Below are 24,727 nucleotides of genomic sequence, written 5' to 3'. Positions count from 1 at the left end.
TTCGCAGGGGTCATGATGGGGCGCGTCTTCGTCGCCGGCAGCATCAATATGGATGTCGTGGCGACAGCCGATCGCCATCCGAAGATCGGCGAGACCGTCGCCGGCAAGCAGGTGCTCTATTTTCCGGGTGGCAAGGGCGCCAACCAGGCGGTGGCGGCGTCGCGACTTGGCGCGCGGACCACGCTGATCGGCCGGCTGGGCAAGGATTCGTTCGGCGGTGAGCTGAGGACGTTCCTCGGCGCGCAAGGCATCGATCTCGGCTACCTCCAGGAGGCGGCCGAGGCGCACACCGGCACCGCCATCATCACGGTCGCAGACGCCGACAACACCATCGTCGTCATTCCCGGCAGCAATTCGCTCGTCGGCATCGACGACGTCGCGACCGTCCCGCTGACGAAAGGCGATGTCGCGGTCAGTCAATTCGAGATCCCGCTGCCGACGATCGCCGCGTTCTTCCAGCGGGCTCGCGACATTGGCGCCAGGACGCTGCTCAATCCGGCCCCGGCACAAACCATGTCGGGCGAATTGCTCGCGCTGGTCGACATCCTCGTGCTGAACGAGACCGAGCTCGGCCTCCTCGCCGGCGTCGAGTTGTCCGACAGGGACGAGGCTTCGCGGATCCTCGACGTCGCGCGAAAACTTCAGGCTCGCGAGGACCAGACCATCTGTGTGACCCTCGGCAAGCGCGGCGTGCTGGCGCTCGCGGGACGCGAGGAGATTTCGGTGTCCGGCCGCGTGGTGAAGGCGCTCGACACCACAGGCGCGGGCGATTGTTTTGTGGGAGCGCTCGCGGCGCAACTTGCCGACGGCGTCGACTTGCGCGCGGCACTCGCCTTCGCCAATGCCGCCGCCTCGATCTCCGTGCAGCGCATGGGCGCGGGGCCGTCAATGCCGACGGCCGGGGAAGTCGCCGCCGTACTCAACGCCGGCTGATCACGCCAGCGCGCCCTTCAGGTCAAAGCTTTCATCGGCGGCCTGCTCCGGCGTGATCGAGCGATTGAGGCCGAACAGGCGGCGGCCGAACATGTGGTCGCCGGCACGGTTGATCGATTCGATGCCGAGCAGGCTGTCGCCCTTGTAGCAGAAGGCCGAGAACGCCTTGTTCGCCGGGCTGCCGCGCAGCACGACGCGGTCGTAGCCGGTGGTGAGGCCTGCGATCTGGAGCTTGTCCTCGCCCTGGTCGCTCCAGAACCAGGGATGGCTGTCATAGGCCTTGCGGTCGCCGGTCAGCCGCGCCGCGAGGCAGCGCGCGTGATCAGTGGCATTCTGCACCGATTCCAGCCGCTGCGATCCGCCGAAGCGCGGGCTTTTGAACAGCGCGCAATCGCCGATCGCCGAGATATCGGGATCAGCGGTCGAGAGATATTCGTCGACGATGATACCGGCCGCGACCGGCAGCCCCGCCTCCGCCGCGAGCTCGATGTTCGGCAGCACGCCGACGCCGACCACGACGAGATCCGCCGGCAGATGCCTTCCGTCGCTCAAGGAGACGCCGGTGACCTTGCCGCCCTCTGCCTCGATGGATGTTGCCTGCACGCCGAGGTGAATGCGGATGCCGGCCTCGCGATGCCGCGCCTGAAAATACTCCGAGACCTCCGCCGTCACCGCGCGCGCCATCACGCGCGGGGCGAGTTCGAGCACATCGACCTCGAGGCCCTTGATGCGCGCGGTGGACGCGAATTCGAGGCCGATGAAGCCGGCCCCGATCACCACCACCCGCGTCTTCGACGGGATGATCTTTCGCAGCGCCTCGCTCTCGTCGAGGATGCGCAAATATTTCACGTCGGGAAGGTTCGCATTGGGCAGATCGAGCAGCCGGTTGCGCGCGCCGGTCGCCAGCACGAGGTGGCCATAGGGCAGCGTCCTGCCCGAGGCGAGCAGCACCTTGCGCCCCGCGCGGTCGATCGACACCGCGCGGCCCGCAACCAGCTCGATGGTCTGGTCCTGGTAGAATTTCTCCGGCCGGAACATCAGGCTCTCCGGCCCGGACGAACCCTTGATGTAGGCCTTGGACAGCGGCGGCCGCTGATAGGGCAGATGCGCCTCGTCATTGACCAGGCAGATGGGCGCGGAAAATCCTGCCTGGCGCAGCGATGCCGCGACCTGGTAGCCGCCATGGCCGGCACCGATAACGACCACCGGACCATCCGTCATTGGACAGCCCATTTCCGCAAGACACGAGCGTCACCCATGTCGTCTCCTCTCTCTGATTTTGGCTTGCTAGCCTAGGAGGAGCCGGCGCTCGTGTCCGTCCCTAAACGAAGGCCTGCCCATTTGAGCCTATCGTTCCCGCTTGCGCAAGAGCGCCAGGCGGGGATTGTCACCCCTCGCCTTCTGCGATTTAGTTCGTGCATCGACCTCATGCCGGGGATTTCCGATGACCGCTCCCGTCTCACGACCCGACGATCCCGCCTTGCTGCGAATCGATGGCCCGATTGCGACCATCACGCTCAACCGGCCCGCCGCGTTCAATTCGATCAACCTGGCGATTGCACAGAAGCTCGAACAGCTCGCGGCCTACATTGAGGGCGCCGACGATATCCGGGTCGTGGTCCTCGAAGGCGAAGGCCGCGCCTTCTCGGCTGGCGGCGATTTGCAGACGATCGGCGCCGCGGCCGAAGCCAATACGGTGACGCCTGTCGTCGGCGAGCTGTTGAAGCATTATCATGCCTTCATCGAGATCATCCGGCGCATGCCGAAGATCTCGCTGTCAAGCGTGCACGGCTCGGCGGCCGGCGCCGGCATGGGCCTCGCCTTCGTCACCGACCTCTGCATCGCCGCGGAGGATGCCAAATTCACGCCGGCCTACGCCAAGATCGGCGTGTCGCCGGATGGCGGATCCACGGTCGGCATCGTCAACACGGTCGGCCCGCGCCGCGCGCTCCAGATTTTCCTCGCCGAGGACAATTTCACCGCGCAGCAGGCTCATGAATGGGGCCTGGTTGCGAAGGTCGTTCCCGCCGCCGAGCTGAAGGCGGCAACGCGAATTCTCGCCGAGCGGCTGGCGCAGAACCCGCGCGCGGCGATTGCCGGCACCAAGTTGCTGGTCTACCAGGCCGCCACCACACCGGTGAAACAGCAACTCGATGCCGAGGAGCACAGGATCATCATGGCGATGAACACGGAGGAGTTCCGCGCCGCCGTGAAGAAATTCACGAGCAAGAGCAAGTAGCTCTCACTGCGGACAGATGTACCCCGTCCCCGCGGGGGACTTGAAGCAGCCGACCGACTCGGGGAGCACCTGCCGCGGCAGCCACAGCACCACGCTCGGGAAGTAGATCGCGAACGCGATCGTCCCGAGGAAGACCAGATAGATCGGCAACGCGGCGCGTAGTGCCTTTGCGAAACTGACGCCGACGAATTTCGACGCCATCAGCAGCACCAAGCCATAAGGCGGCGTGATCAGGCCGAAGGCGAGCGTGGCGATCAGCACCACGCCCATGTGAACGGCGTTGATGTCGCCGGCTTCCGTCAGCGTGTTGACCAGCGGCATGAAGATGATGATGGTCGGTACCGGTTCGATGAAATCGCCGACGACCGTGAACAGCAGTACCATCAGCAACATGATCAGATGCGGATCGTTGCCGGCGAGCGAGGTGATGACTTCGGCGATGTAGCTTGCACCGCGCAAATAGGCGAGCATCCAGCCGAAGGCATTGGCGGCGCCGATCGTGATCAGCGGCAGCGAGAAGATCAGGCCCGCAAGACAGAAATCGTACGGAATCTTCCTGATATGCCCGCGGTTGAGCGCGGGGATCACGACCACGACAATCCAGACCACGGCGACGACGCCGGCTTCCGTCGGCGTGAACCAGCCGGTCAGAATGCCCCCCAACAGGATCACGGGGATCATCAGCGGTAGCGCCGCATCGCCGGCCGCGAACACCACCTGCCGCAGCGGCGCGCGCGGCTTGCGCAGGCCGGACGGACCGAAGAAATAGCAGTAGATCATCAAGCCGAAGCCGATCATCAGGCCCGGCACGACGCCTGCCATGAACAGGCCGGCGATCGAGACGTTGCCGACCGCGCCATAGACCACCGCGGTGATGCTCGGCGGCACCAGCGCCGCAATCGTCGAGGCGGATGCGATGATCGCGGCGATGAAGGCGGGCTCGTAGCCCTCGCGCTTCATCGGGCCGCCCAGCGCGCGGCTCATCACCGCGACGTCGGCGGTGGTCGAGCCCGACATTTCCGAGAAGAACATGCTGAAGACGACCACGACCTGCGACAGGCCGCCTCTGATGTGGCCAACGAGCGACACCGAGAGGTTGGCTATTCGAACCACCACATTGGCCGAGCTCATGAGCTCGCCGACCAGCAGGAAAAAGGGGATCGCCAACAGCGCCTCGGAATCGACGCCGTCGAAGACTTTCTGGATGATCGCGGCGAGCGAGACGTCCGACAGGAGCGCGCCGATGAAGACGCCGGCCATCAGCGAGAACGGCACTGGCACGCCGAGATAGCCGAACGACAGGAAGCAGACCGTCATCAACGCCAGAACGATGGGTGCGCTCACGGCTGCGCCCTCATCTGTACGTCGGTGATGACAGGTGCCCCGCCATCCTCTTCGGGCGGCTCGGGGTGGTCAAAGCCGTTGCGCAGACCGTTGACGAGCTGCTCGATGGTGAACAGGCCGACCAGCACGCCGGAGAGCGGAATGATCGCGTAGAGCGAGGCGATCGGCGTGCCCGACGGCAGGCGAAAACTGCCGAAGCCGCGAAGATAGTTCTGATAACCGTACAAGATCAGGCAGAAGGCGACGCCGAGCACCACGATGCGGATGATGATTTCGACGATCAGACGCGGCGTGCCATGCATCGCCTCGGAGATTGCGGTGAGATAGAGGTGGTCGTTGCGCCGGGTCGCAGCCGCGGTGCCGACGAAGATCGCGTAGATGAACAGCGTCGACGTGACTTCCTGGAGCCATAGCCAGGGATGGCCGATGGTGCGGGTGACGATGTCGGCGGTCACCGACAGCGAGAAGCCGAAGCAGAGCACGCCGCAGAGGATCATCAGCGCGAGCTCGAGCCAGTCGAGCCCGCGCCATTTGAGGTGACGCTGGCGTTGCACCAGCAGTTTGTCGGCGATGGTCATCACTATCCCCGTCGTCCCGGCGAAAGCCGGGACCCATACCCCCAGCTGCGTGTGGTCAAAGCAAGCTGGCGGCTATCCTGCCCCAAGCTCCGCCGCGGCGTATGGGTCCCGGCTTTCGCCGGGACGACGCGGAGGCAACGGTACGCGGCCTAGTTGATCGAGCGGATCAAATCCTTGATCTTCTCGGCGTGCGGGCCGAGCTCCTTGGCGAGCTTGTCGAGATAGGGATCGGCGATCGCCGTGAAGGTCTTCTTGTCGACGTTGTCGACGATCTTCACGCCCATCTTCTTCAGCTTCTCTGCCGCGGTGCGTTCGAGGTCGAAGGCCTTCTGCGGCTCCTTGGAGCTGACCTCGTTCCCCGCCGCCTGCACCCAGCCCTTCTGCTCGGCCGACAAGCTCTGCCAGAGCTTGTCGGAGATGAACACCAGCGCGTTGTTGGCCTCGTGCTCGGTGATGTTCAGGACCGGAGCGACCTCGTAGTGCTTGTTGACGAGGTAGACGTTGATGCTGTTCTCGGCGACGTCGACGACGCCGGTCTGCAGGCTCGTGTAGACGCTGCCGAACGGCATGTGCACGGTCTGGGCGCCGTAGGCCGGGAACATGGTGTCCTCGGTCGCGGTCGCCTGCACCCGGATCTTCAGGCTCTTGATGTCGCCAACATTGTGGATCTCCTTCTTGGAGTACATGTGGCGCACGCCCTGCGACCCGGTCGCGATCACATGCAGGCCCTGTGTGGTCTCGTCGATCATGGTCTTGAGCGCGTCGAACACTTTTGGATCGGCCAGGCCCTTGACCACGTGATTCTCGTCGCGGAACAGGAAGTGCAGCGACATCACACCTGCCTGCGGCGAGATCGTCGCGGTGTTCGCCGAGGAGATGATCGCAAATTCGACGTCACCCGCTTTCACAAGCTGGAGCACCTGCGGCTCCTGCCCGAGCTGCGCACCCGGATATTGATCGATGATCATGGTGCCTTTGCTCAATTCCTTGAGCTTTTCGGCAAAGAGGTCGCCCGCGATGGAATAGCCGGTGTTGCGCGGCTGGTCGTAGGCAAAGCGATAATGCTTCACCTCCTGCGCCGATGCGCCCGTGACGAAAAGAACAGCGGCCGTTGCCGCCAGCCCAAACATGGATCGTGCAATCATCGTTTCCCCCTGTTTTAACGCCCGCCGCTTGTACGGTCTGGGCTACGCTTCGGGTGGTTGATCACCCACTCTTGGTTTTCTGCTCAGTCTTCTTCCCAGTTCTCTGCATAAAATCGAAATCGCAGCCCTCGTCGGCCTGCATGATGGTCTCGTTGAATAGCCAGGCATAGCCGCGCCGCGCCTCGTCCGGCGTAGCCGCGGGTTTCAACGCGCCGCGCCGCCGTTCGAGCTCGGTAGCATCGACGAGAATCTCGATGCTGCGCTTGGCGACGTCGAGGCGGATCATGTCGCCGTTCTGCACCAGCGCCAGCGGCCCGCCCACGGCGGATTCCGGCGTGATGTGCAGCACGATGGTGCCGAACGCGGTGCCGCTCATGCGCGCATCCGAAATGCGCACCATGTCCTTGGTACCGCCACGCGCGAGCTTCTTCGGGATAGGCAGATAGCCCGCCTCGGGCATGCCGGGCGCCCCCTTGGGGCCGGCGTTGCGCAGCACCAGCACGTCATCGGCGGTGACGTCGAGATCGGGATCGTCAACCCGGAGCGTCATGTCCTCGACGGATTCGAACACCACCGCACGCCCGGTGTGCTGCAACAGTTTCGGGCTTGCAGCCGACTGCTTGATGACCGCGCCGCGCGGGGCGAGATTACCGTGCAGGACGGCGAGGCCGCCTTCCTTCTTGATCGGATTGGCGCGCGGACGGATCACGTCTTGGCCGGGCACGTCTTCCGCCTTCGCGACGACGTCGCGCAGGCTCTCGCCCGTGATCGTCCTCGCATCGAGATCGACGAGATCGCCAAGCTGCGCCAGCAACTTCGGCACGCCACCGGCATGATGAAAATGCTCCATGTAATGCTCGCCGGACGGTTTGAGATCGACCAGCACCGGCACCTCGCGGCCGATCTGGTCGAAGACACCGAGATCGAGCCGGTGCGGCGAGCGATGCGCCATCGCGGTGAGATGGATCAGGCCATTGGTCGAGCCGCCGATGGCCTGGAGCACGACCTGCGCGTTCTTGAAAGATGCCGGCGTCAGCACTTCACTTGGCTTCGGTCCCTTGGTCTTGGCCATCTCGGCAGCGACCTTGCCGCTCGCCTCGGCAAGGCGAAAACGCTCGGCATGCGGCGCGGGGATCGTCGCGCTCATAGGCAGCGACAGGCCCATGGCCTCGATCATGCAAGCCATGGTGGAGGCCGTGCCCATCACCATGCAGGTGCCGACCGATGGTGCGAGGCGGCCGTTGACCGCCTCGATCTCGACATCGTCCATTTCGCCGGCGCGATACTTGCCCCAGAGACGGCGGCAATCAGTGCAGGCGCCCAGCACCTCGCCCTTGTGATGACCAACCACCATGGGGCCAACGGGAATGACCACCGTCGGCAGATCGGCGCTGATCGCGGCCATCACCTGCGCCGGCAGTGTCTTGTCGCAGCCGCCAATGACGATCACCGAATCCATCGGCTGGGCCCGGATCATCTCCTCGGTGTCCATCGCCATCAGATTGCGCAGATACATCGAGGTCGGATGCGCAAAGCTCTCGGCGATCGAGATAGTCGGGAATACGAACGGCATCGCGCCCGACAGCATCACGCCGCGCTTGGCGGCCTCGATGATCTGCGGGACGTTGCCGTGGCAGGGATTGTAGTCGCTGTAGGTGTTGGTGATGCCGACGATCGGGCGCTCGAGCGCGTCGTCGGAATAGCCCATGGCCTTGATGAACGCCTTGCGCAGAAACAGCGAGAAGCCGGCATCGCCATAGCTCGTCAGCCCTTTGCGCAACCCACTCGTCATCATACCACTCCCATCATCGGGTCATTGTCGTACAGCCTGCCCCTTGATTGTCAATAAGGCAGACGTCAAACTCGGCATTTTCGCCATTGGCGCCCTGGTGACGACCAAATTATTGACAATCTGAGCCTTGCCTGCTCCACAGTACGGACCGGCCAAGCGCCGGGAGGCCGAGGGCATGTCCGACACTCACACCGCAGAAGCCATGACGGTCCGGCGCGACGATCCGGACGACATCGTCGCGCGGCTCGAGGAGGACATCATCTTCGGCCGGCTCGCGCCAGGCGCGCGCCTCACGGAAGACGCGCTGATGTCGGCTTACGGCACCTCGCGGCACTTCGTGCGCCAGGCGCTGGTGGATGCGGAGCGCCGCGGCATCGTCCGCCGCGAGAAGAATGTCGGCGCCACCGTGCGGTTCTACTCGGCCGAAGAGGTCGGGCAGATCTACGAGGTCCGGGAGATGCTGACCCGGCAGGCGGCGTTGATGATCCCCCTGCCCGCTCCGCAAGGCCTGATCGACGAGCTCTCCGCATTGCAGCGGCAATATTGCGCGAGAGCGGATTTGCAGGACCTGCGCGGCATCCACGAGGCCAACGACGCCTTCCACCTCGCGCTGTTCTCGGCCTGCGGCAATCCCTATCTGGTGCGCTCGCTGCAGGACTACATGAACCTGACGTTGCCGATGCGCGCCAAGAACCTCGCCGACCGAGACGGCCTCGCGCAATCACAGCGCCAGCACGAGCTGATGATCGAGCTGTTGAAGGGCCGTGACAGCTGGGCGCTGGCGCAGCTGTGTGTGGATCACATGCAGTTCAGCAAGAAGGATTACCTGGCGCGGATTGCGGGTGAGCAAGCCGAACAGCAGGGCCCGCGTTCATAGATGGGAGACGTTCGCTTCTCACGGTGCTGCAGTTTACGCGGTAAGGGCGCGCTGGATTGCCCGCAATTGCAGGCCGCACGAGCCCATTCGGGCAATAACGCCCGCAGTCCATGACTTCTGGGGAACCTATGGTCGGCTTGGTACTTGGTCTTGCACCAATCCCCCACCATAGGAGCTGCCATGATTTGCCGTTTAGTCGGAGCCGCCGCTGTTGCCGTCGCCGTCCTGCTTCCCGTAACGACCCAGGCCCAGGGCGTTCCCGGAGGCGTCGAACGCGGTGCGCGGGATGGCGAGCGAGCGGCAGGGCCTGTCGGTGCAGTTGTGGGTGGCGTCGTCGGCGGCGTCGTTGGCGGCGTGGCGGGAGTCCTTGGCGTCGATCAACGTCCTCGCTTTCACTCCTACGTCGTCGAACAGCGGCGGCCCTCATATCAGTACCGCGAGGATGTGAGAGTCGGGGCGGTTCTTCCGGAGGAGGGCGTGACCTATTACGAGGTGCCACCCGAGTACGGCGCCCGTGAGTATCGTTACACGGTGGTGAACGGTCGCACGGTTCTGGTCGAACCGCGAACCCACCGGATCGTCGAGATTGTCGAATAACAACCAGGGGCCGTCTTTCGAGACGGCCCTTTCGTTTGCGCAGATCTAAATCCCTCAAGTCCCGGTTCAGTACCGCCTCAGCAGACCGCGATCCACGCTGGCATCGCCATAGTCGACGCAGGCTCTCTTCGGGTTTCTGATCAGATCGGTCCGGACGCGCCTGAACGTTTTGGCGGCCGCGTCGGACACTTCGGGGCGAAATTTACCGGGATCGGAGGTCTCGCCATCGCGGGCCTTGATGGCCGCAGAATAGGCCTCGATCATCGCCATCGCGGCATCCGTGCTGCCGAGAAGTCGGGCGCCGAGCTGGACACTGCCGGCACCATTGACTTCGTAGCCGACACATCGTTGTTCGAGCACCGCGGACGCGGTGACGAGCTGGTCGAGGAACGTCGCCTCGGCGTCGCTGAGCATCGCGGCTCGCGCCGGTCCCGACATGATCAGCGCGAGCAGTACTACGGCTGCCAATTTGATTTTCATTGTGATCAAGGCACCGAATGCCGAATTGCGATCGCGCAGATCGAGAGCCAGATAACCAGAGCAACGTTGATCTAGATCAATGGGCCGGGACGGCCAAAGCGAAGGCTCGGGACCTTGTATGCGCTCGCCCTGTGGGGAAAACGATTCAGCCGCCGTTTGGCCTGACCAACCGCACCACAGCAAGCGGCGTCGCCAGCTCGCAGGCTCGAGACATCGAAGCGGATCAATGCATGGCGATCATTGGCGAGATCACACACACCACGACCTACCGCTACGCAAAGCCGGTTACGTTCGGCACGCACCGAGCGATGTTCCTGCCGCGGCGCGGCTCCTCGACCCGACTGCTTCGTTGGTCCGCTCGGACCAGCCTGCCATCAAAGGTGCATTGGGTCACCGATTCCCGCTCCAATGCCGTGACGGTGATGGAATTCAGCGAACCCGGCAGCGAACTGACATTCACGTTCAAGGTTCGCGGCATCTATTTCGGCATCAAGGGTCTGGAGACGTTTCCGCTGGAGCCCCGGGCCGAAGAGGTTCCCGTGCAGTATACCCCGGACGAATGGACCGACCTTGCAGGTTACCTGCGTCCGCATGCCGACGATGCAGACGGCAGCCATGCGAGCTGGACCAAGAGCTTTGTCGCCGGCGATCAGGACCGGACCGTCGACGTGCTGCGCCGTATGCTGGGCATGTTCCGCAGCGAGTTCAGCTATCGCGGAAGAGAGGCCGAAGGCACCCAACCCCCGAGCGAAACACTGCGCACGAGATCAGGTACATGCCGGGACTTCGCCTGGTTGATGATCGAGACCTTGCGTCGGCTCGGCTTCGCATCCCGCTTCGTCAGCGGCTATCTCTACGACGCGGCGCTCGATGGCGGCGCCGTCGGCATGACCGGCTCCGGCGCGACCCACGCGTGGGTGCAGGTGTTCCTGCCCGGTGCCGGCTGGCTGGATTACGACCCAACCAACAGCCTGAGCGCCGGCTTCGACCTGATCCCTGTGGCCATTGCGCGGCATCCGGGCCAGGCCGTGCCGCTGGCCGGCTCGTGGTTTGGCGACCCCGGCGACTACCTCGGCATGTCGATCAACGTCGCCGTTAACAAGATCGGCGAAATGCTCGATCCTTCGGAGGGATAGGATGCCGAGAGATAGGCGCGGCGGTCACTTCCTCTCCTGACGCTGCTTGACCACCTCATTTTCTCGGCGGGCAGACAGCCCGAGCAAGACAATCGGCAATCGCTGACCATGGTGCTTGATCGCAACAACACGAGGGAACGTGCGGCGCTCGACTCTGCCTCCGCCCCATTTGAGCTCCTGAAGAGCAGGATCCGACAACTTTATGAAGGCGACACTTTCGGCTGCATAAGATTCCGATATGGCTTGCTCGTGCTTGATATCGTCACGGTTCTATTCATCATTGCGACGTCGTTCCTGCCTCGCAACAGGGCTATTGAGTCGCTCGATGTTGTGTTCGGTGTCTTGATCCTTGCAGACTTCTCCGCACGGATGATCATCAGCCGTCAGCCGCTGCGTGACCTTGCGCGACTTTCGACCTGGACCGACATCATCGTCATTGTTTCGTTCCTTGCACCACTCACAGGAGAAGCCGGCGGCTTCCTGCGCGCATTTCGAACATTGCGACTGCTGCGCGACTACCAAATGGTGGCACGTCTGCGGGTCGACAGCCCCTTCTTTCGGCGAAATGAGGAAGTCGTCTTTGCGGTCGCCAACCTCGGGGTTTTCATTTTTGTGATGACGGGGATCGTCTACGAGACCCAGAGGTCTCACAACAATCAGATCGCCCACTATGCCGACGCGCTCTACTTCACGGTCACGGCGCTAACGACGACCGGCTTCGGTGACATCACCCTGCCCGGAACTGTCGGACGCCTGATAACCGTCGTCATCATGATCTTTGGCGTGACCCTTTTCCTGAATCTCGCCAAGGCATTGCTCGCGCCCTCCAAGGTACGCTTCCCCTGCGCTGTCTGCGGTCTGCAGCGCCACGATGTCGACGCGGTGCATTGCAAGGCCTGCGGGACCGTGTTGAACATTCCCGATGAAGGCGCGGACTAGGCCCATGCCGGCCCGAGTGCCGGGACAGGCATTAAAACTGTTTGTCAAGCCATCGAAATTTCGCAAAGCCGGAAATAGATAGGGGCCGGGCTCCGGCGCCACGTCCCGCGTCCCCATCCATCTCCCTCCCGAACGAAATGCCATGACGGAACAAACTCTGACGGAGCCGATCGCCGAGCGGCAAGCGCCACCTCGCGGCTTCTCGCGCTACCAGGCGGTCCTGGTCGCGCTGCTGGCGCTGGTCCAGTTCACGATCATCATCGATTTCATGATCATGTCGCCGCTCGGCGCCATCATGATGCCGGCGCTCGATATTTCCGCCGCCCAGTTCGGCGTGGCGGTCTCGGCCTATGCGTTCAGCGCGGGGATTTCCGGCATCCTGGCGGCCGGCTTTGCCGACCGGTTCGACCGCAAGCGGCTGCTGTTGTTCTTCTACGCCGGCTTCACGCTTGGCACGGCGCTGTGCGCGATCGCGCCCAACTATCACCTGTTGCTGCTGGGGCGGATCGTGACCGGCCTGTTCGGCGGCGTGATCGGCTCGGTCGTGCTCGCCATCGTCACCGATCTGTTTACGCTGCAATTGCGCGGCCGCGTCATGGGTTTCGTGCAAACCGCCTTCGCTGCAAGCCAGGTGCTGGGCATCCCGGCCGGTCTTTTCCTCGCCAACCAGTGGAACTGGCATGTCGCGTTCGGCGCACTGGTCGGCCTGTCGGTGATCGGCATGGCCGCCGTGATGTTCCTGATGAAGCCGGTGAACGGCCATCTCGCGCTGAAGCAGGATCGAAACCCGTTCCGGCATCTGATCGCAACGGTCTCGCAGCCGCGTTATTGGATGGCGTTCTCGGTGACGACCCTGCTGGCGACCGGCGGCTACATGCTGATGCCGTTCGGCAGCGCCTACACCGTGCACAATCTGGGCATCGACATCGTGCATCTGCCGACGATCTATCTCGTCTCCGGCCTGTTCAGCATTGTCATCGGCCCCTTGGTGGGACGCGCGAGCGATGCCTTCGGCAAATACCCGACCTTCGTCTTCGGCAGCGCCATGTCCATCGTCATGGTGCTGATCTACACCCATCTCGGCGAGGTGAGCCTGACGGTCGCGATCCTGGTCAACGTCCTGATGTTCGTCGGCATCTTCTCCCGCATGATCCCGTCGCAGGCGCTGATTTCCGCGATCCCCGAGCCGGCGCAACGCGGCTCCTTCAGCGCGGTCGGCGCGTCGCTGCAGCAGCTCTCCGGCGGGCTCGGCTCCGTGCTCGCCGCCGCACTCATCGCGCAGGACGCCGACGGTACGCTGCGGCATTTCGACCGGCTGGGATACGTCGTCGTGACGACGGCGGTGATCTCCCTGATCCTGATGTACTTTGTGCAGCGGCCCATCGCAGCCCAGGCCGGCAAGCGCGTGGTCTAGGGCATCGATTCCGACACCCTGGATTTGCGAATGCGCTCCTACCGCTTGGTCCAATCAATGATCCGACTTGTGTCGCCGTCGAACTCGTTGCTGCAGAACGCGCCGCCCTGATAGTGATCGCCGACCGGATCGGGCTTCAGCTTGGCCTGCTCGGCCATCGCATGCGCCACATGATCCTCGGAGCGTCCCGTGGGACGGTAGCCGAACTCGTAGGCGCGGTGGTTGTCCCACCAGGCACGCTCGTTCAGGGACACGCCGTAGAAGATCTCGAAATGAATGTCGGGATGCTCGAGCCCGATCCGGCAGAGCTGCACCAGATCTTCCGGCTTCAGCCAGATCGAGATCCGGCGGAGGTCCAGCGGTACGTCGCCGAAATTGCCAATGCGAAGGCAAGTCACCTTCAGGCCATGCTTGTCGGCATAGAGCGCGCCGACCGCTTCGCCGAACACCTTGCTGACGCCATAGCGGCCGTCGGGGCGCGGGGTCACGTCGGTGCCGATCTTGTGGTGGCGCGGATAGAATCCGACGGCATGGTTCGAGGAGGCGAACACCACGCGCTTGACGCCCTTGCGATACGCCGCCTCGAACAGATTGTAGCCGCCGATGATGTTGGCCTGGAGGATGTCGTTCCAGGGACCTTCGACCGAATAGCCGCCGAAATGGATGATGCCGTCGACGCCCTCGCAGATCGCCTCGCACTGGGCAAGGTCGGAGAGATCCGCCGCCTTGAATTGCTCGTTGGGGCCGAGGTCGGCCGGCGGGCGGATGTCGCTGAGCAGCAGGTCCGGATAGATCGGCGGCAACAGTTGTCGCAGACGCGTCCCAATCCCGCCCGAAGCTCCCGTCATCAAGATGCGCGCCATGTCTGTCCTCGTATGTAGCGACCGATTTGCGGCCGTAGATAACTGATGCTAGCAGACTTGGACAGAGGGAACGCAACAACGAGAATTGCACATGAACGATGCATCGTCCCAGAACCAAGGATCGCAGCAAGGCTGGCGGCCGGCGACCTATTACCCCGATCCGGCGATCCGTGCACTCGATCCGCGCTTCGAAAAATACTGGCTGAAGCTCTCGGCGGTAGAGCGGCTGACGACCGGCCTGCGCTGGGCCGAGGGTCCGGTGTGGTTCGGCGACGGGCGCTATCTCCTGTGCAGCGATATCCCGAACCAGCGCATTATCAAATGGGAGGAGGAGACCGGTGCGGTCTCAGTGTTCCGCAAGCCCTCCAATTTCGCGAACGGCAACACCAGGGATCGCCAGGGCCGGCTCGTCACCTGCGAGCATGGCGGCAGACGCGTCACCCGCACCGAATATGACGGCGATATCACCGTGTTGATGGATCAATTCAACGGCAAGCGGTTAAACTCACCGAACGATGTCATTGTTAAATCGGACGGCTCGATCTGGTTCACCGATCCGACCTTCGGTCTGCTAGGCAATTACGAGGGCTACAAGGCCGAGCCGGAAATTGATCCGAACGTCTATCGGCTCGATCCCGCGACCGGCAAGGCGACCATCGTTGCCGAAGGCGTGCTCGGGCCGAACGGGCTGTGCTTCTCGCCGGACGAGAAAATCCTCTACGTCGTGGAATCACGCGGCGTGCCGAACCGCAAGATCGTCGCCTATGACGTCTCGGCGGATGGCACCACGATCTCGAACAAGCGCGTCTTCATCGACGCAGGCCCGGGCACGCCGGACGGCATGCGCTGCGACATCGACGGTAATCTCTGGTGCGGCTGGGGCATGGGCGATCCCGAACTCGACGGCGTCGTGGTGTTCGCGCCCGACGGCGTCATGATCGGCCGCATCGCCCTGCCCGAGCGCTGCGCCAATCTCTGCTTCGGTGGCGTCAAGCGCAATCGCCTGTTCATGGCCGCGAGCCAGTCGATCTACGCGTTGTATGTGAACACGCAGGGCGCGGTGGGGGGATAGGCTTCCCAACTCTCTCTTCGTCATTGCGAGGAGCTCTTGCGACGAAGCAATCCAGACTGCACCCGCGGAAAGATTCTGGATTGCTTCGCTTCGCTCGCAATGACGGAACGAAAAACGCCGGAGCGGTTGCCCGCTCCGGCGTTTTGTTCACCCAGGCGCTAGAGATTACGCCGCGTTGAAGCCCGCAACGGCCTTCACTTCGAGGAAGTCCTCGAGGCCGTATTTGCCCCATTCGCGGCCGTTGCCGGACTGCTTGTAGCCGCCGAACGGCGCGGTGCGATCGTTGGGCACGCCCTGCAGATTGACGTTGCCGGCGCGGATCTGGCGGCCGACGCGCTTGGCATCCTCGACGGACGCACCCGTGACGTAGCCGGCAAGCCCATAGGGCGTGTCGTTGGCGATGTGCACCGCCTCGGCTTCGTCCTTGGCGCCGATGATGGTCAGCACCGGTCCGAAGATCTCTTCGCGGGCGATCGTCATGTCGGGGGTGACGTCGGCGAAGATGGTCGGACGGACATAGAAGCCCTTGTTGACGCCCTCGGGCAGGCCCGGGCCGCCCGACACGAGCGTTGCGCCCTCGTCGATGCCCTTCTTGATCAGCCCCTGGATCTTGTCCCACTGGCCGCGGTTGACGACCGGGCCGATGGTGGTGCCTTCGGCGCGCGGGTCGCCCGCCTTGGTCTTGTCGGCGACGGCCTTCGCGATCGCGGCGACTTCCTTCATCTTCGAGGCCGGCACGATCATGCGCGAGGGCGCGTTACAGGACTGGCCGGAGTTGTTGAACATGTGCATCACGCCGCCGGTCACCGCCTTGGTGAGGTCGGCGCCTTCGAGGATGACGTTCGGCGACTTGCCGCCGAGCTCCTGGCTGACGCGCTTCACGGTCGGTGCCGCACGCTTGGCCACGTCGATACCGGCGCGGGTCGAGCCGGTGAACGAGATCATGTCGATATCGGGGTGCTCGCTCATGGCGGCGCCGACCTCGGGGCCGAGACCGTTGACGAGGTTGAACACGCCCTTCGGCACGCCGGCTTCATGGAGGATTTCCGCAAAGATCAAGGCCGAGGTCGGGGTGAACTCCGATGGCTTCAGGATCATGGTGCAGCCGGCGGCGAGCGCGGGCGCGACCTTGCAGGCGATCTGGTTGAGCGGCCAGTTCCAGGGCGTGATCATGCCGACCACGCCGACCGGCTCGCGCAGCACCATGGCGGTGCCGACCGGTTCCTCGAAATGATAGTTCTTGAGCACGTCGAGCGTGGTCATGAGGTGGCCAAGACCGGCGCCGGCCTGCAGCTTTTCGGCCATCGGCAGCGGCGCGCCCATCTCGTCGGAGACGGCGGCGCCGATCTCCTTGAGCCGGCCCTTATAAATCTCGATGACTTTCGTCAGCAGCGCGACGCGCTCGTCACGGCTGGTCTGGGAGAACGTCACGAACGCGCGCTTGGCGGCGGCGACGGCTTTGTCAACGTCGGCCTTGGAGCCCAGCGCAACCTCGTACATCGCCTCTTCCGTCGCCGGATTGACCACGGCGGTGGACTTCTTGACAGCGGGATCGACCCAGGCGCCGTCGATGTAGAACTGCATGCGATTGACCATAGTGAACCTCTTCTTGGGGCTTGGAGGGGGCGTTTCGGCAGGCATCCTTGCACGAAAGCGCCGGCAATTGAACCCGCCATATGCGGGGCCAGCATTGCGGCGGACGGAGGTTATATGAGCCGATGGCGGAAGGGTGGCAAGGTCTCGCCTCACTCACGATGTCGCCCCGGCCTAGTGCACAATTGCGCACTAGGCCGGGGCGACGAATTAAACCGCCATCTTCCGATGCAGCACCGGCGCGCCGGTGGTGAGGCTCTCGGCCGCATCGATGATGGCGTTGGCGTCGATGCCGTGGTGGCGGTAGAGGTCGGCGATGGTGCCGGTCTGGCCGAACTGCTCGACGCCGAGCGCCTCGACGCGATGGCCGCGGACGCTGCCGAGCCAGCCCAGCGCCGCCGGATGGCCATCGATCACGGTCACGATGCCGCACTCGCGCGGCAGCGGCGCGAGCAGCTTTTCGATGTGGCTGAGATGCTGAACGCCGCGCCGATCACGGCGCAATTTCCGTGCGGCGGTCCACCCCGCATGCAGACGATCCGCGGACGTGATCGCGAGCAGGCCGATGTCGCGCCGGCTCTCGCCGATGAAGCCGGTCGCCTCGATCGCTTCCGGCGCAACGGCGCCGGTATAGGCGATGACGGCTTCGGCATTGGGGCCCGGCTTGCGCAGCCAATAGGCGCCGTCGGTGATGCCCTGCGCAAGCTCGGGTGTCATGATCCGCTGCGCCTGCTCGATGCTGCGCGTCGACAGCCGCAAATAGACCGAGCCGCCCTCGCCCGGATCGCGCTGCATGTGGTTGAAGCCGAAGGCCATGATCACGGCGAGCTCGTCGACGAAGGTCGGCTCGAACGAGGCGAGCCCATCCTGCGCCATGCCGATCAAAGGCGTTGCGATCGACTGATGCGCGCCGCCTTCAGGTGCCAGCGTGATGCCCGACGGCGTCGCCGCCACCATGAAGCGGGCATCCTGGTAGCAGGCATAGTTCAGCGCATCGAGACCGCGCTCGATGAAGGGATCATAGAGCGTGCCGACCGGCAGCAGCCGCTCGCCGTTGATCTGGTGCGACAGGCCGAGCGCCGAGAGCATGATGAACAGGTTCATCTCGGCGATGCCGAGCTCGAGATGCTGGCCCTTGGGCGAGAAATCCCAGTTGAAGGTGGATGGAATTTTCTCGCTACGGAATAAGTCCGCCTTCTCGCCGCGCGCAAACAGGCCGCGCCGGTTCACCCATGGACCGAGATTGGTCGAGACGGTGACGTCAGGGGACGTCGTGACGATGCGCCTGGCAAGCTCGCTGTCGCCGCGCGCGATCTCGTTCAACACCAGCCCAAACCCCTGCTGGGTCGACATCTGCGGCGCCGGCTTGAAGGCGAGCTGCGACGGCACCTCGATCACAGGCGCGGTGAGCCGGCGGCCGTCCTGGTTGAACGGCACGCGCGCGAGGAAGGCGTCGAGCTCGGCGGCACTTTGCGCGAGACCCTCGTATTTGTCCCATTCGTGTCCGGGCCGGATGTTCTGGCTGTCGCGATATTTCTCCATCTGCGCGACCGTCATCAGGCCGGCGTGATTGTCCTTGTGGCCCTGGAACGGTAGGCCAACGCCCTTGATGGTGTAGGCGATGAAGCAGACCGGGCGATCGTGATCGATGGATTCGAAGGCATCCAGCATGCTCGCCATGTCATGGCCGCCGAGGTTCGACATCAGCGCCAGCAATTCGTCGTCGCTGCGCTTGTCGATCAGTTTGGTGATGGGGCCCTGATCGCCGATCTCGTCGTGAAGATGTTTGCGGAACGCGGCGCCGCCTTGGAAACACAATGCGGCGTAGAGTGCGTTCGGACAGTTGTCGATCCAGCGCTTCAACGCCTCGCCGCCAGCTTCCGCAAAGGCCTCGCGCATCAGCCGGCCGTATTTCACTATCACCACGTCCCAGCCGAAGTTGCGGAATACGGTCTCGAACTTTTCCCAGAGACCTTCGCGGACGACGGCATCGAGCGACTGCCTGTTATAGTCGACCACCCACCATGTGTTGCGCAGCCCGTGCTTCCAGCCCTCCGCGAGCGCCTCGAAAATGTTGCCCTCGTCCATCTCGGCGTCGCCGACGAGCGCAATCATCCGCCCTTCGCGGCGATCCTTCATCCAGCCATGCGCCTTGACGTAGTCCTGCACCAGCGAGGCGAACAGCGTCTGCGCAACGCCGAGGCCGACCGAGCCGGTGGAGAAATCGACGTCGTCGACGTCCTTGGTGCGCGAGGGATAGGACTGCGCGCCCCTGAAGCCGCGGAAATTCTCCAGCTTCTCGCGGCTCTGCCGGCCGAACAGATACTGGATGGCGTGGAACACCGGGCTCGCATGCGGCTTCACCGCGACGCGATCCTCGGGTTTCAGCACGTGGAAATACAGCGCCGACATGATGGTGGCGAGCGAGGCCGACGAGGCCTGATGTCCCCCGACCTTCAGGCCGTCCGCATTCGGGCGGATGTGGTTGGCGTGATGGATGGTCCATGACGACAGCCACAGCGCCTTGCGGGCGAGCGCGGTCAACGTGTCGAGGCGGGCGGTATCAACGGGCATGGCAATGCTCCCGGAAAACAGGTGTCCGATGATACCCCTGCGGGACGCGCCAAACTTCTCAATTTTTCGCGCAATACCGGCCAATATCGGAATAGATTACCAATCGATCGATAAAAACGACAGGTTCATCCCAATGCCCGCCCTCGACGCCATCGACCGAAAAATCCTCAGCTACCTCCAGAACGACAGCCGGCTGACCATGCAGGAACTGGCCGACAAGGTCGGGCTGTCGGTGTCGCCCTGCCACCGCCGGGTCAAGCTGCTCGAGGAGCGCGGCGTCATCTCGCGCTACATCGCGACCGTGGACCAGAAGGCGCTGGGGCTGCATGTCAGCGTCTTCATCTCGATCAAGCTGGCGCGGCAGAAGGAGGAGGACCTCAACCGCTTCGCGCGCGCGATCTCGAAATGGGACGAGGTGCTGGAATGCTATCTGATGACCGGCAACCGCGACTATCTCTTGCGCGTCGTCGCAGCCGACCTCGCCTCCTACGAGACCTTCCTCAAGACCAAGCTGACCCGGCTCGACGGCATCGCCTCGATCGAGTCCAGCTTTGCGCTCAGCCAAGTGAAGTATTCGATCGCGCTGCCGGTGTGACGGCAATTGGAACTCAAATGCGGAGAAATCCTTCGAGACGGGCAGTGCGGCGGCAATAGAGCCGTGCCGCAGCCCCCGCTCAACGACACTTCGGGTCGTCAGGCGTTGTGAAGCTGCCGGCACCGTCTTCCGGCATGTGCCACGCCACAGTCTTGGGAACGGGAAGCTGTCCTGACGCGGGAGCCGACACGACAACGGCCGTGTAGCAGGGCGGCAATTCTTCAAGGCTCATCGAGCGCAACGCTTCTTCCGGCGGGCGGCCGCCAAGCCGCCTGAGGAACCCTGCGTCATCGATCAATCGCTGGAATGCGCCGGTGTTCGCGATCGTAATCGTCACCGGCGAGCCTTCGACCTCGACACGCCAGGGCTCCTCGAACTGGTGCGTGTGACCATAAATGAAGACGCGCATCGACTTGTAGTCGGCTTGACGAGCGGCGAGATGTTTCGCCATCACCTTGCTCTTGGACGAGAGGAAATGTTCGGCAAGACTTCCAAGCTGCATGTCCCAGCAGATTTGATCCTTTTCATTCACGGCGATCATATCGCAGAGCTGTTGAACTTCCGCGTCGGGTAAGCGCTCCTTGTCATTCGCCAGTTTAGCCAACTCCGCCTTGATCGCCTTCGCGTCGTCGTCGTTACTCGACAATTGCTGCCTGAGCGGATCCTCCTTCGGCAACGCATAGAGGAAAAGCATCGCGCCCTTCGCGCGCGCGATCCCGATATCCCAGTTGACCTTGCCGGCAGGAGGCTTCCCGAGCATGACGGATTTCTGTCTCAGCGACGTTTCCAGCAGGTTGAAGCTTAACAATCTGGCGACGTCGGAAGCTGAGCCCCAAAGCCCTCGATCCGCGGCGCGATACCGGGCCCCCGCGGTCTCCGGGCTGAGATTGTCGATTATCGAATAGGTCTTTTCCTGGTCGTTGAACAGGCGCTGAACGAACAGCTCGCCCCATGGCCGAACGATGTAGTCCTTGCCGCCGACGTGACGCGATATCGTGGGCCATGTTGCGTATTTGTTGACGTCCTGACCGATCTGGTTGCCGTGCTCCGCCAGAATTCGGCCGTCAGCAGAAATCCACGCGCCTTCGGTCACGAGGTTGATGCGGCCACTGCCGGCATTCAACGCGGCTCCGAGCGCATTCCAGATCGCGGCATAGCGCAATGTCGAGTCGTGATTGCCGACGATGATGTGCAACCGGTTTTCGCCGCGCTCGGCAAACGCGCGCAAGATGGCAAGATCGGCTGCATGTTCGGCGGCCACTTTCTCGACCAAAGCGGCCATCTCGTCGATCGTGCAGCCGAGGTCGGCCCCCGCACCGTCGCATTTGATCCCGGCCGGCGGCTGCCAGAGTTCGAGAAAGTCGCCGACGATGACGAGATCGACGCGTTGCTGGCCATCCTCCGTGATCTTGTTCAGGAAGCCCTCCAGCGCTGTCGGCCAGCGGAAGTCTTCCGTCGGGTCCCATGCACCGCCGGCCTGCTTGCCGACGCCGAAATGCAGATCGCTGATGAACACGCTGTGCCGGGGCGAGGCGGCTGGCGCCTGATAGAGCACCCTTGCGACGGCAGGCGCGTTCGCATCGTCGGCCCGCGCCAGAGCAACCGGCGAAGCCAGGATGAATGCGAAGATGACCGCTGCCGTCTGACGAAATTTCATGCCGCACCTTGCTGGTTAGGGCTGGACGCAGAGCTTGATCGCGGGGTTGCCGAGCAGGACATATTCAAGGCCCAGCTCGCTGTAGTCGGCGTCGGTCCTGTCTTTGAATTTTTGCGCCGTCCGCGCGATCGTCTTGTCGAAGAGATCGAGAATGGTGGGGGGCGGCTTCTCCGAGGCGACCTCGGCCATGATCTCCGCAAACGTGCTGGCGAAGACGACACCGTAGCCAGCGTCAATCGTGAATGGCGAGGCGATCAAAGTGTCGAATCCCTGCTCGTTCAGCCGCTGCAGCAGCTCAATGTTCCGGCCCTTGGCGGACGCGGCTGAACAGGCGGCGAAAATGCCGACGCTCCCGGACGGAAATTTCTTCTCGATATCTTGCGAAATGATGTGATCCGTCGATTCCGCGAACCACATCGCTCCCTCATCCTGGTGAGCGAGAACGACGAATCCGACCGCGGAAGCAGACGCCAACGTCAGCAACGGCACCGAGCCCGTCGTCGCGGCGAGATATTGCCTGAGCTTGTCCATCTCGGAAATTCGCGTTCCCGGGACCTTGGCGGGGAAGAAGCCTGGGGGCATCACGGCGCCAGGAACGTTCTCCAAGCCGTCAGGAACTGCAAACATCCAGTCGCCGATGCACTTGTCGCGAGACGGATATCGCTCGATCGCCATCGGCTGCACCACGATGATCGGCTTGTCCAGTACTGGATCCGGTCCCTTGGCGCCGAGAATTCCGAGCGGAACGTAGATGCTGCGATTCTGGCCGCTGATCACGTCCGAGGCGACGCGCACCACCACCACGGGAGACCTGGTACTTTCGCGGACGATGGCCCGGAAAGCTGCCCAGGCGTTCTTGGCGTCGTCCTCCGTCGAATTTCCGGATTTCGTGGAGAACAGGATCTTTGCAAGCTCCTTGGCAGCGGGGAGGTAGCTGCCCGGCTTCTTGTCTGCGGAATCCCGGCGCGCCTTCAGAATCATGTTCTGGAAGCGATCGGTTCTGAGAAAGTCGACGACGCTCGAAGCGGTCTGCCAACCATAGACCGGGGTCTTGCCCGGCCGACCATCGACGAACACCGCCATGCTGTAGGCTTCGAAATCGAAGATGTGAAGCGCGGCCGCCGCCGTCGCATCGGCACCTGAGCCCTCCATTCCGAGCGAAACTTTGCGCAGCGGATTAAGGCCGCTGGAAAGCGCGTCGGCCTGTGCCGGATCTGCACTGTCGCAGACGGGCGCGGACGTGCTGGTCTCGCCGATCGACACACGCTGCACGAGATGATCGAGTGGTTGGAGCCCTCTGAAGATGGCGAACGCAACCGTCGCACAGCCCTGCGATTCCGCCGTCAGCGCGATCTGAATGCTGCCGGCGCTAGCCTTCGCCGAAAACTCGGTGATCGACATCGACCCGTCGGCAAATTTCCTTGCGGCATCTGCATCAGGATGCCGGATCTTCTCGAGATCGATCTTCAAAGTGTAGGAATGACGATCGTCTCCCAGCCGCAGGCTCGAGCCCTCGGGAACGAGTGGTTTGATGGTCAGGACGATCTCGCGATTTCTGGGATCGGCGATCATCTCCTCGAACGCTGGATCCACTTTCGCGCCCGCAGACTGCGTGATCCGGCGCAGCAAGGTGTAATTGAAGGCAGCAACATCGAGAGTGTAGGTGTAGGTGTTGTTGGCGATGAGGATATTTCCCGCCGGTCCGGCGCCATCGACGAACCAGCTATTCCAATAGGCAGAGGTATTGACAGGTTCGGGTGTTGGCGAACCCGCATTGGGGACTGGCGTCGGGCTTGGCGTTGGCGAGGGCGTGACCTGCCCGTCGACCGCAACTTCACCAGCGGGTCTCGATCCCATCGGCGCCATTCGTCCCGAGGGACGCACGTCAGCCCTCATATTGCCGTCGATATCGAGTGGCGGCGCTGCCCGGCCCACGAAGTTACCAAAGTTGCCGTCCATCCGAGAAAGCCGCGTGCCGGGCGGGACAGGCCTGGGCGCAGGTGGTGCCGGGGACCCGGCCGGTGGTGGTGCGGAGGCAACAGGCGGGAATGCGGAACCCGGCGTCGCAGAGGCTATCGGCGGCGCGGGGGCCATGGATGGCGACATCGAAGGTGGTCGCTCGCGGATGGGCGCGGCCCGCGGCCCCAATCGCGGCGGCGGTTCGGCCGTCCCATCGATCGTGGCGACTCGACCATTTTTGGGAGCCGGCATCCCCTCTTGAGCCGACGCCTGCACGTCGGCGCCCGGGCGCGGCATCGGCGGAGCCTGTTGAGGTTCGGGCGCGATCTGCGGCGTCGCCTCAGGCAGCGACTGCGCCCTATCATCTACTCTGGCGACCTTGGTATCGATGCGAGCGGGAGCCTGCTTGACGATCGGCGCTGTATCGACCGACGGCGGCGCGGTCGCAGTTGGAACTCTCGGCAGGTCGGACGGCAAATGCGGCGCCGCCGGCGGATCGTGGCCTCCGGCAGCGATGCTGGGTGGAGACGGGAGCGAAATGTTCGCCTCCCGCATCAGGTTCAGAGCTGCCGATTGCAGCAACAGGAACACGCCCGCGACGACAGTGAAACTCGCCATGCCACCCGCAACGAGCCATCGCCGTGCGAACCGACGGGAGCGGAACGCGACGAACGCCATGAGACCGAGATTGGCTGCGATCAGTGTCACGAACCAGAGCGGCGGCACATCGACGCCAACAGCAGCCAGCCCGTAGACTTCAAACCACGCAAGCAAAACGCAAACGAGAGTGCCGACCGCCCCCAGAAACACTGTCCTGACAGGGGACATCAGCGTGCGCGCTTCTGCGGCCTGAATGTCTGCCACGGCGAACCCGCAAAAAATGAATTACTAAAAAATAACGCCTAAGATTGTCACAAGAACCCAGCCCCGTCTACCCTTA

21 protein-coding genes are annotated in these 24,727 nt (G+C 63.4%); 10 read left to right on the top strand and 11 right to left on the bottom strand.

Annotation, left to right across the window (positions count from 1 at the left end; genetic code table 11):
* The first annotated feature begins 15 nt into the window (after window positions 1–15).
* Window positions 16–933: a ribokinase gene (locus N551_RS0122920; RefSeq protein ID WP_027568865.1), complete on the top strand. Its 918-nt coding sequence runs from the start codon at window positions 16–18 to the stop codon at window positions 931–933.
* Here N551_RS0122920 and N551_RS0122915 read toward each other — a convergent pair whose 3' ends face one another.
* Complete coding sequence (locus N551_RS0122915) at window positions 934–2,154, bottom strand: NAD(P)/FAD-dependent oxidoreductase (protein ID WP_027568864.1); 1,221 nt, start codon at window positions 2,152–2,154, stop codon at window positions 934–936.
* 223 nt (window positions 2,155–2,377) lie between these two features.
* Here N551_RS0122915 and N551_RS0122910 point away from each other — a divergent pair, with 223 nt between their 5' ends.
* Window positions 2,378–3,172: an enoyl-CoA hydratase/isomerase family protein gene (locus tag N551_RS0122910; protein ID WP_027568863.1), complete on the top strand. Its 795-nt coding sequence runs from the start codon at window positions 2,378–2,380 to the stop codon at window positions 3,170–3,172.
* A gap of 3 nt (window positions 3,173–3,175) precedes the next feature.
* Here the strand turns inward: N551_RS0122910 and N551_RS0122905 are convergent, their stop codons facing one another.
* The 4 genes from N551_RS0122905 to N551_RS0122890 form a co-directional block, all read right to left on the bottom strand.
* Window positions 3,176–4,516: a TRAP transporter large permease gene (locus N551_RS0122905; RefSeq protein WP_027568862.1), complete on the bottom strand. Its 1,341-nt coding sequence runs from the start codon at window positions 4,514–4,516 to the stop codon at window positions 3,176–3,178.
* The gene (locus N551_RS0122900) at window positions 4,513–5,094 is read right to left on the bottom strand and encodes a TRAP transporter small permease (protein ID WP_027568861.1); all 582 of its coding nucleotides are present in this window, start codon (window positions 5,092–5,094) and stop codon (window positions 4,513–4,515) included. The genes N551_RS0122905 and N551_RS0122900 overlap by 4 nt, the downstream gene beginning before the upstream one ends.
* A gap of 149 nt (window positions 5,095–5,243) precedes the next feature.
* The gene (locus N551_RS0122895; protein ID WP_027568860.1) at window positions 5,244–6,239 is read right to left on the bottom strand and encodes a TRAP transporter substrate-binding protein; all 996 of its coding nucleotides are present in this window, start codon (window positions 6,237–6,239) and stop codon (window positions 5,244–5,246) included.
* A gap of 61 nt (window positions 6,240–6,300) precedes the next feature.
* Window positions 6,301–8,031, bottom strand: a complete 1,731-nt coding sequence (locus N551_RS0122890) for an IlvD/Edd family dehydratase (protein ID WP_035963016.1) — start codon at window positions 8,029–8,031, stop codon at window positions 6,301–6,303.
* A gap of 175 nt (window positions 8,032–8,206) precedes the next feature.
* On the opposite strand from N551_RS0122890, the gene N551_RS0122885 reads away from it, so the two are divergent.
* Both N551_RS0122885 and N551_RS37365 read left to right on the top strand, forming a co-directional pair.
* Window positions 8,207–8,908, top strand: coding sequence for a GntR family transcriptional regulator (locus tag N551_RS0122885; protein WP_027568858.1), 702 nt, complete (start codon window positions 8,207–8,209; stop codon window positions 8,906–8,908).
* A gap of 180 nt (window positions 8,909–9,088) precedes the next feature.
* Window positions 9,089–9,505 carry a DUF1236 domain-containing protein gene (locus N551_RS37365; RefSeq protein ID WP_026233295.1) on the top strand — a complete coding sequence of 139 codons (417 nt, stop codon included), beginning with the start codon at window positions 9,089–9,091 and terminating at the stop codon, window positions 9,503–9,505.
* A 66-nt stretch (window positions 9,506–9,571) separates the two neighbouring features.
* Here N551_RS37365 and N551_RS0122875 read toward each other — a convergent pair whose 3' ends face one another.
* A complete protein-coding gene (locus tag N551_RS0122875) occupies window positions 9,572–9,985 on the bottom strand; it encodes a hypothetical protein (protein ID WP_027568856.1) in 414 nt (137 codons plus the stop codon).
* Between the two features lie 230 nt (window positions 9,986–10,215).
* Here N551_RS0122875 and N551_RS0122870 point away from each other — a divergent pair, with 230 nt between their 5' ends.
* The 3 genes from N551_RS0122870 to N551_RS0122860 all read left to right on the top strand — a co-directional run bounded on the left by N551_RS0122870 (window position 10,216) and on the right by N551_RS0122860 (window position 13,474).
* A complete protein-coding gene (locus tag N551_RS0122870) occupies window positions 10,216–11,121 on the top strand; it encodes a transglutaminase family protein (protein WP_027568855.1) in 906 nt (301 codons plus the stop codon).
* Window positions 11,122–11,229: 108 nt separating this feature from the next.
* Window positions 11,230–12,060 carry a potassium channel family protein gene (locus N551_RS0122865; RefSeq protein ID WP_081747937.1) on the top strand — a complete coding sequence of 277 codons (831 nt, stop codon included), beginning with the start codon at window positions 11,230–11,232 and terminating at the stop codon, window positions 12,058–12,060.
* Between the two features lie 142 nt (window positions 12,061–12,202).
* Window positions 12,203–13,474 carry an MFS transporter gene (locus N551_RS0122860; protein ID WP_027568853.1) on the top strand — a complete coding sequence of 424 codons (1,272 nt, stop codon included), beginning with the start codon at window positions 12,203–12,205 and terminating at the stop codon, window positions 13,472–13,474.
* Between the two features lie 38 nt (window positions 13,475–13,512).
* Here N551_RS0122860 and N551_RS0122855 read toward each other — a convergent pair whose 3' ends face one another.
* On the bottom strand, window positions 13,513–14,337 hold the full coding sequence (locus tag N551_RS0122855) for an NAD(P)-dependent oxidoreductase (protein ID WP_027568852.1): 825 nt from the start codon (window positions 14,335–14,337) through the stop codon (window positions 13,513–13,515).
* 91 nt (window positions 14,338–14,428) lie between these two features.
* Here N551_RS0122855 and N551_RS0122850 point away from each other — a divergent pair, with 91 nt between their 5' ends.
* Window positions 14,429–15,409, top strand: a complete 981-nt coding sequence (locus tag N551_RS0122850) for an SMP-30/gluconolactonase/LRE family protein (RefSeq protein WP_027568851.1) — start codon at window positions 14,429–14,431, stop codon at window positions 15,407–15,409.
* Between the two features lie 165 nt (window positions 15,410–15,574).
* On the opposite strand, the gene N551_RS0122845 is transcribed toward N551_RS0122850, so the two are convergent.
* Window positions 15,575–17,005 carry an aldehyde dehydrogenase family protein gene (locus tag N551_RS0122845; protein ID WP_027568850.1) on the bottom strand — a complete coding sequence of 477 codons (1,431 nt, stop codon included), beginning with the start codon at window positions 17,003–17,005 and terminating at the stop codon, window positions 15,575–15,577.
* Window positions 17,006–17,212: 207 nt separating this feature from the next.
* A complete protein-coding gene (locus N551_RS0122840; protein ID WP_027568849.1) occupies window positions 17,213–19,576 on the bottom strand; it encodes a transketolase in 2,364 nt (787 codons plus the stop codon).
* A gap of 133 nt (window positions 19,577–19,709) precedes the next feature.
* Here N551_RS0122840 and N551_RS0122835 point away from each other — a divergent pair, with 133 nt between their 5' ends.
* The gene (locus tag N551_RS0122835; RefSeq protein WP_007593935.1) at window positions 19,710–20,171 is read left to right on the top strand and encodes an Lrp/AsnC family transcriptional regulator; all 462 of its coding nucleotides are present in this window, start codon (window positions 19,710–19,712) and stop codon (window positions 20,169–20,171) included.
* A gap of 79 nt (window positions 20,172–20,250) precedes the next feature.
* Here N551_RS0122835 and N551_RS0122830 read toward each other — a convergent pair whose 3' ends face one another.
* Together N551_RS0122830 and N551_RS0122825 are read right to left on the bottom strand one after the other, a co-directional pair.
* Window positions 20,251–21,828, bottom strand: a complete 1,578-nt coding sequence (locus tag N551_RS0122830) for a metallophosphoesterase (RefSeq protein ID WP_027568848.1) — start codon at window positions 21,826–21,828, stop codon at window positions 20,251–20,253.
* Window positions 21,829–21,843: 15 nt separating this feature from the next.
* Entirely contained in the window at window positions 21,844–23,685 is a 1,842-nt protein-coding gene (locus N551_RS0122825; protein WP_155809901.1) for a hypothetical protein, read from the bottom strand.
* A 675-nt stretch (window positions 23,686–24,360) separates the two neighbouring features.
* Here N551_RS0122825 and N551_RS38325 point away from each other — a divergent pair.
* Window positions 24,361–24,693, top strand: coding sequence for a hypothetical protein (locus tag N551_RS38325; RefSeq protein WP_155809900.1), 333 nt, complete (start codon window positions 24,361–24,363; stop codon window positions 24,691–24,693).
* Window positions 24,694–24,727: the final 34 nt, after the last annotated feature.

Source organism: Bradyrhizobium sp. URHA0013 (assembly GCF_000518345.1).
GTDB lineage: Bacteria > Pseudomonadota > Alphaproteobacteria > Rhizobiales > Xanthobacteraceae > Bradyrhizobium.
The sequence above is the reverse complement of the archived record's forward strand: the minus strand, read 5'-3'. Positions and strand labels throughout refer to the sequence as shown.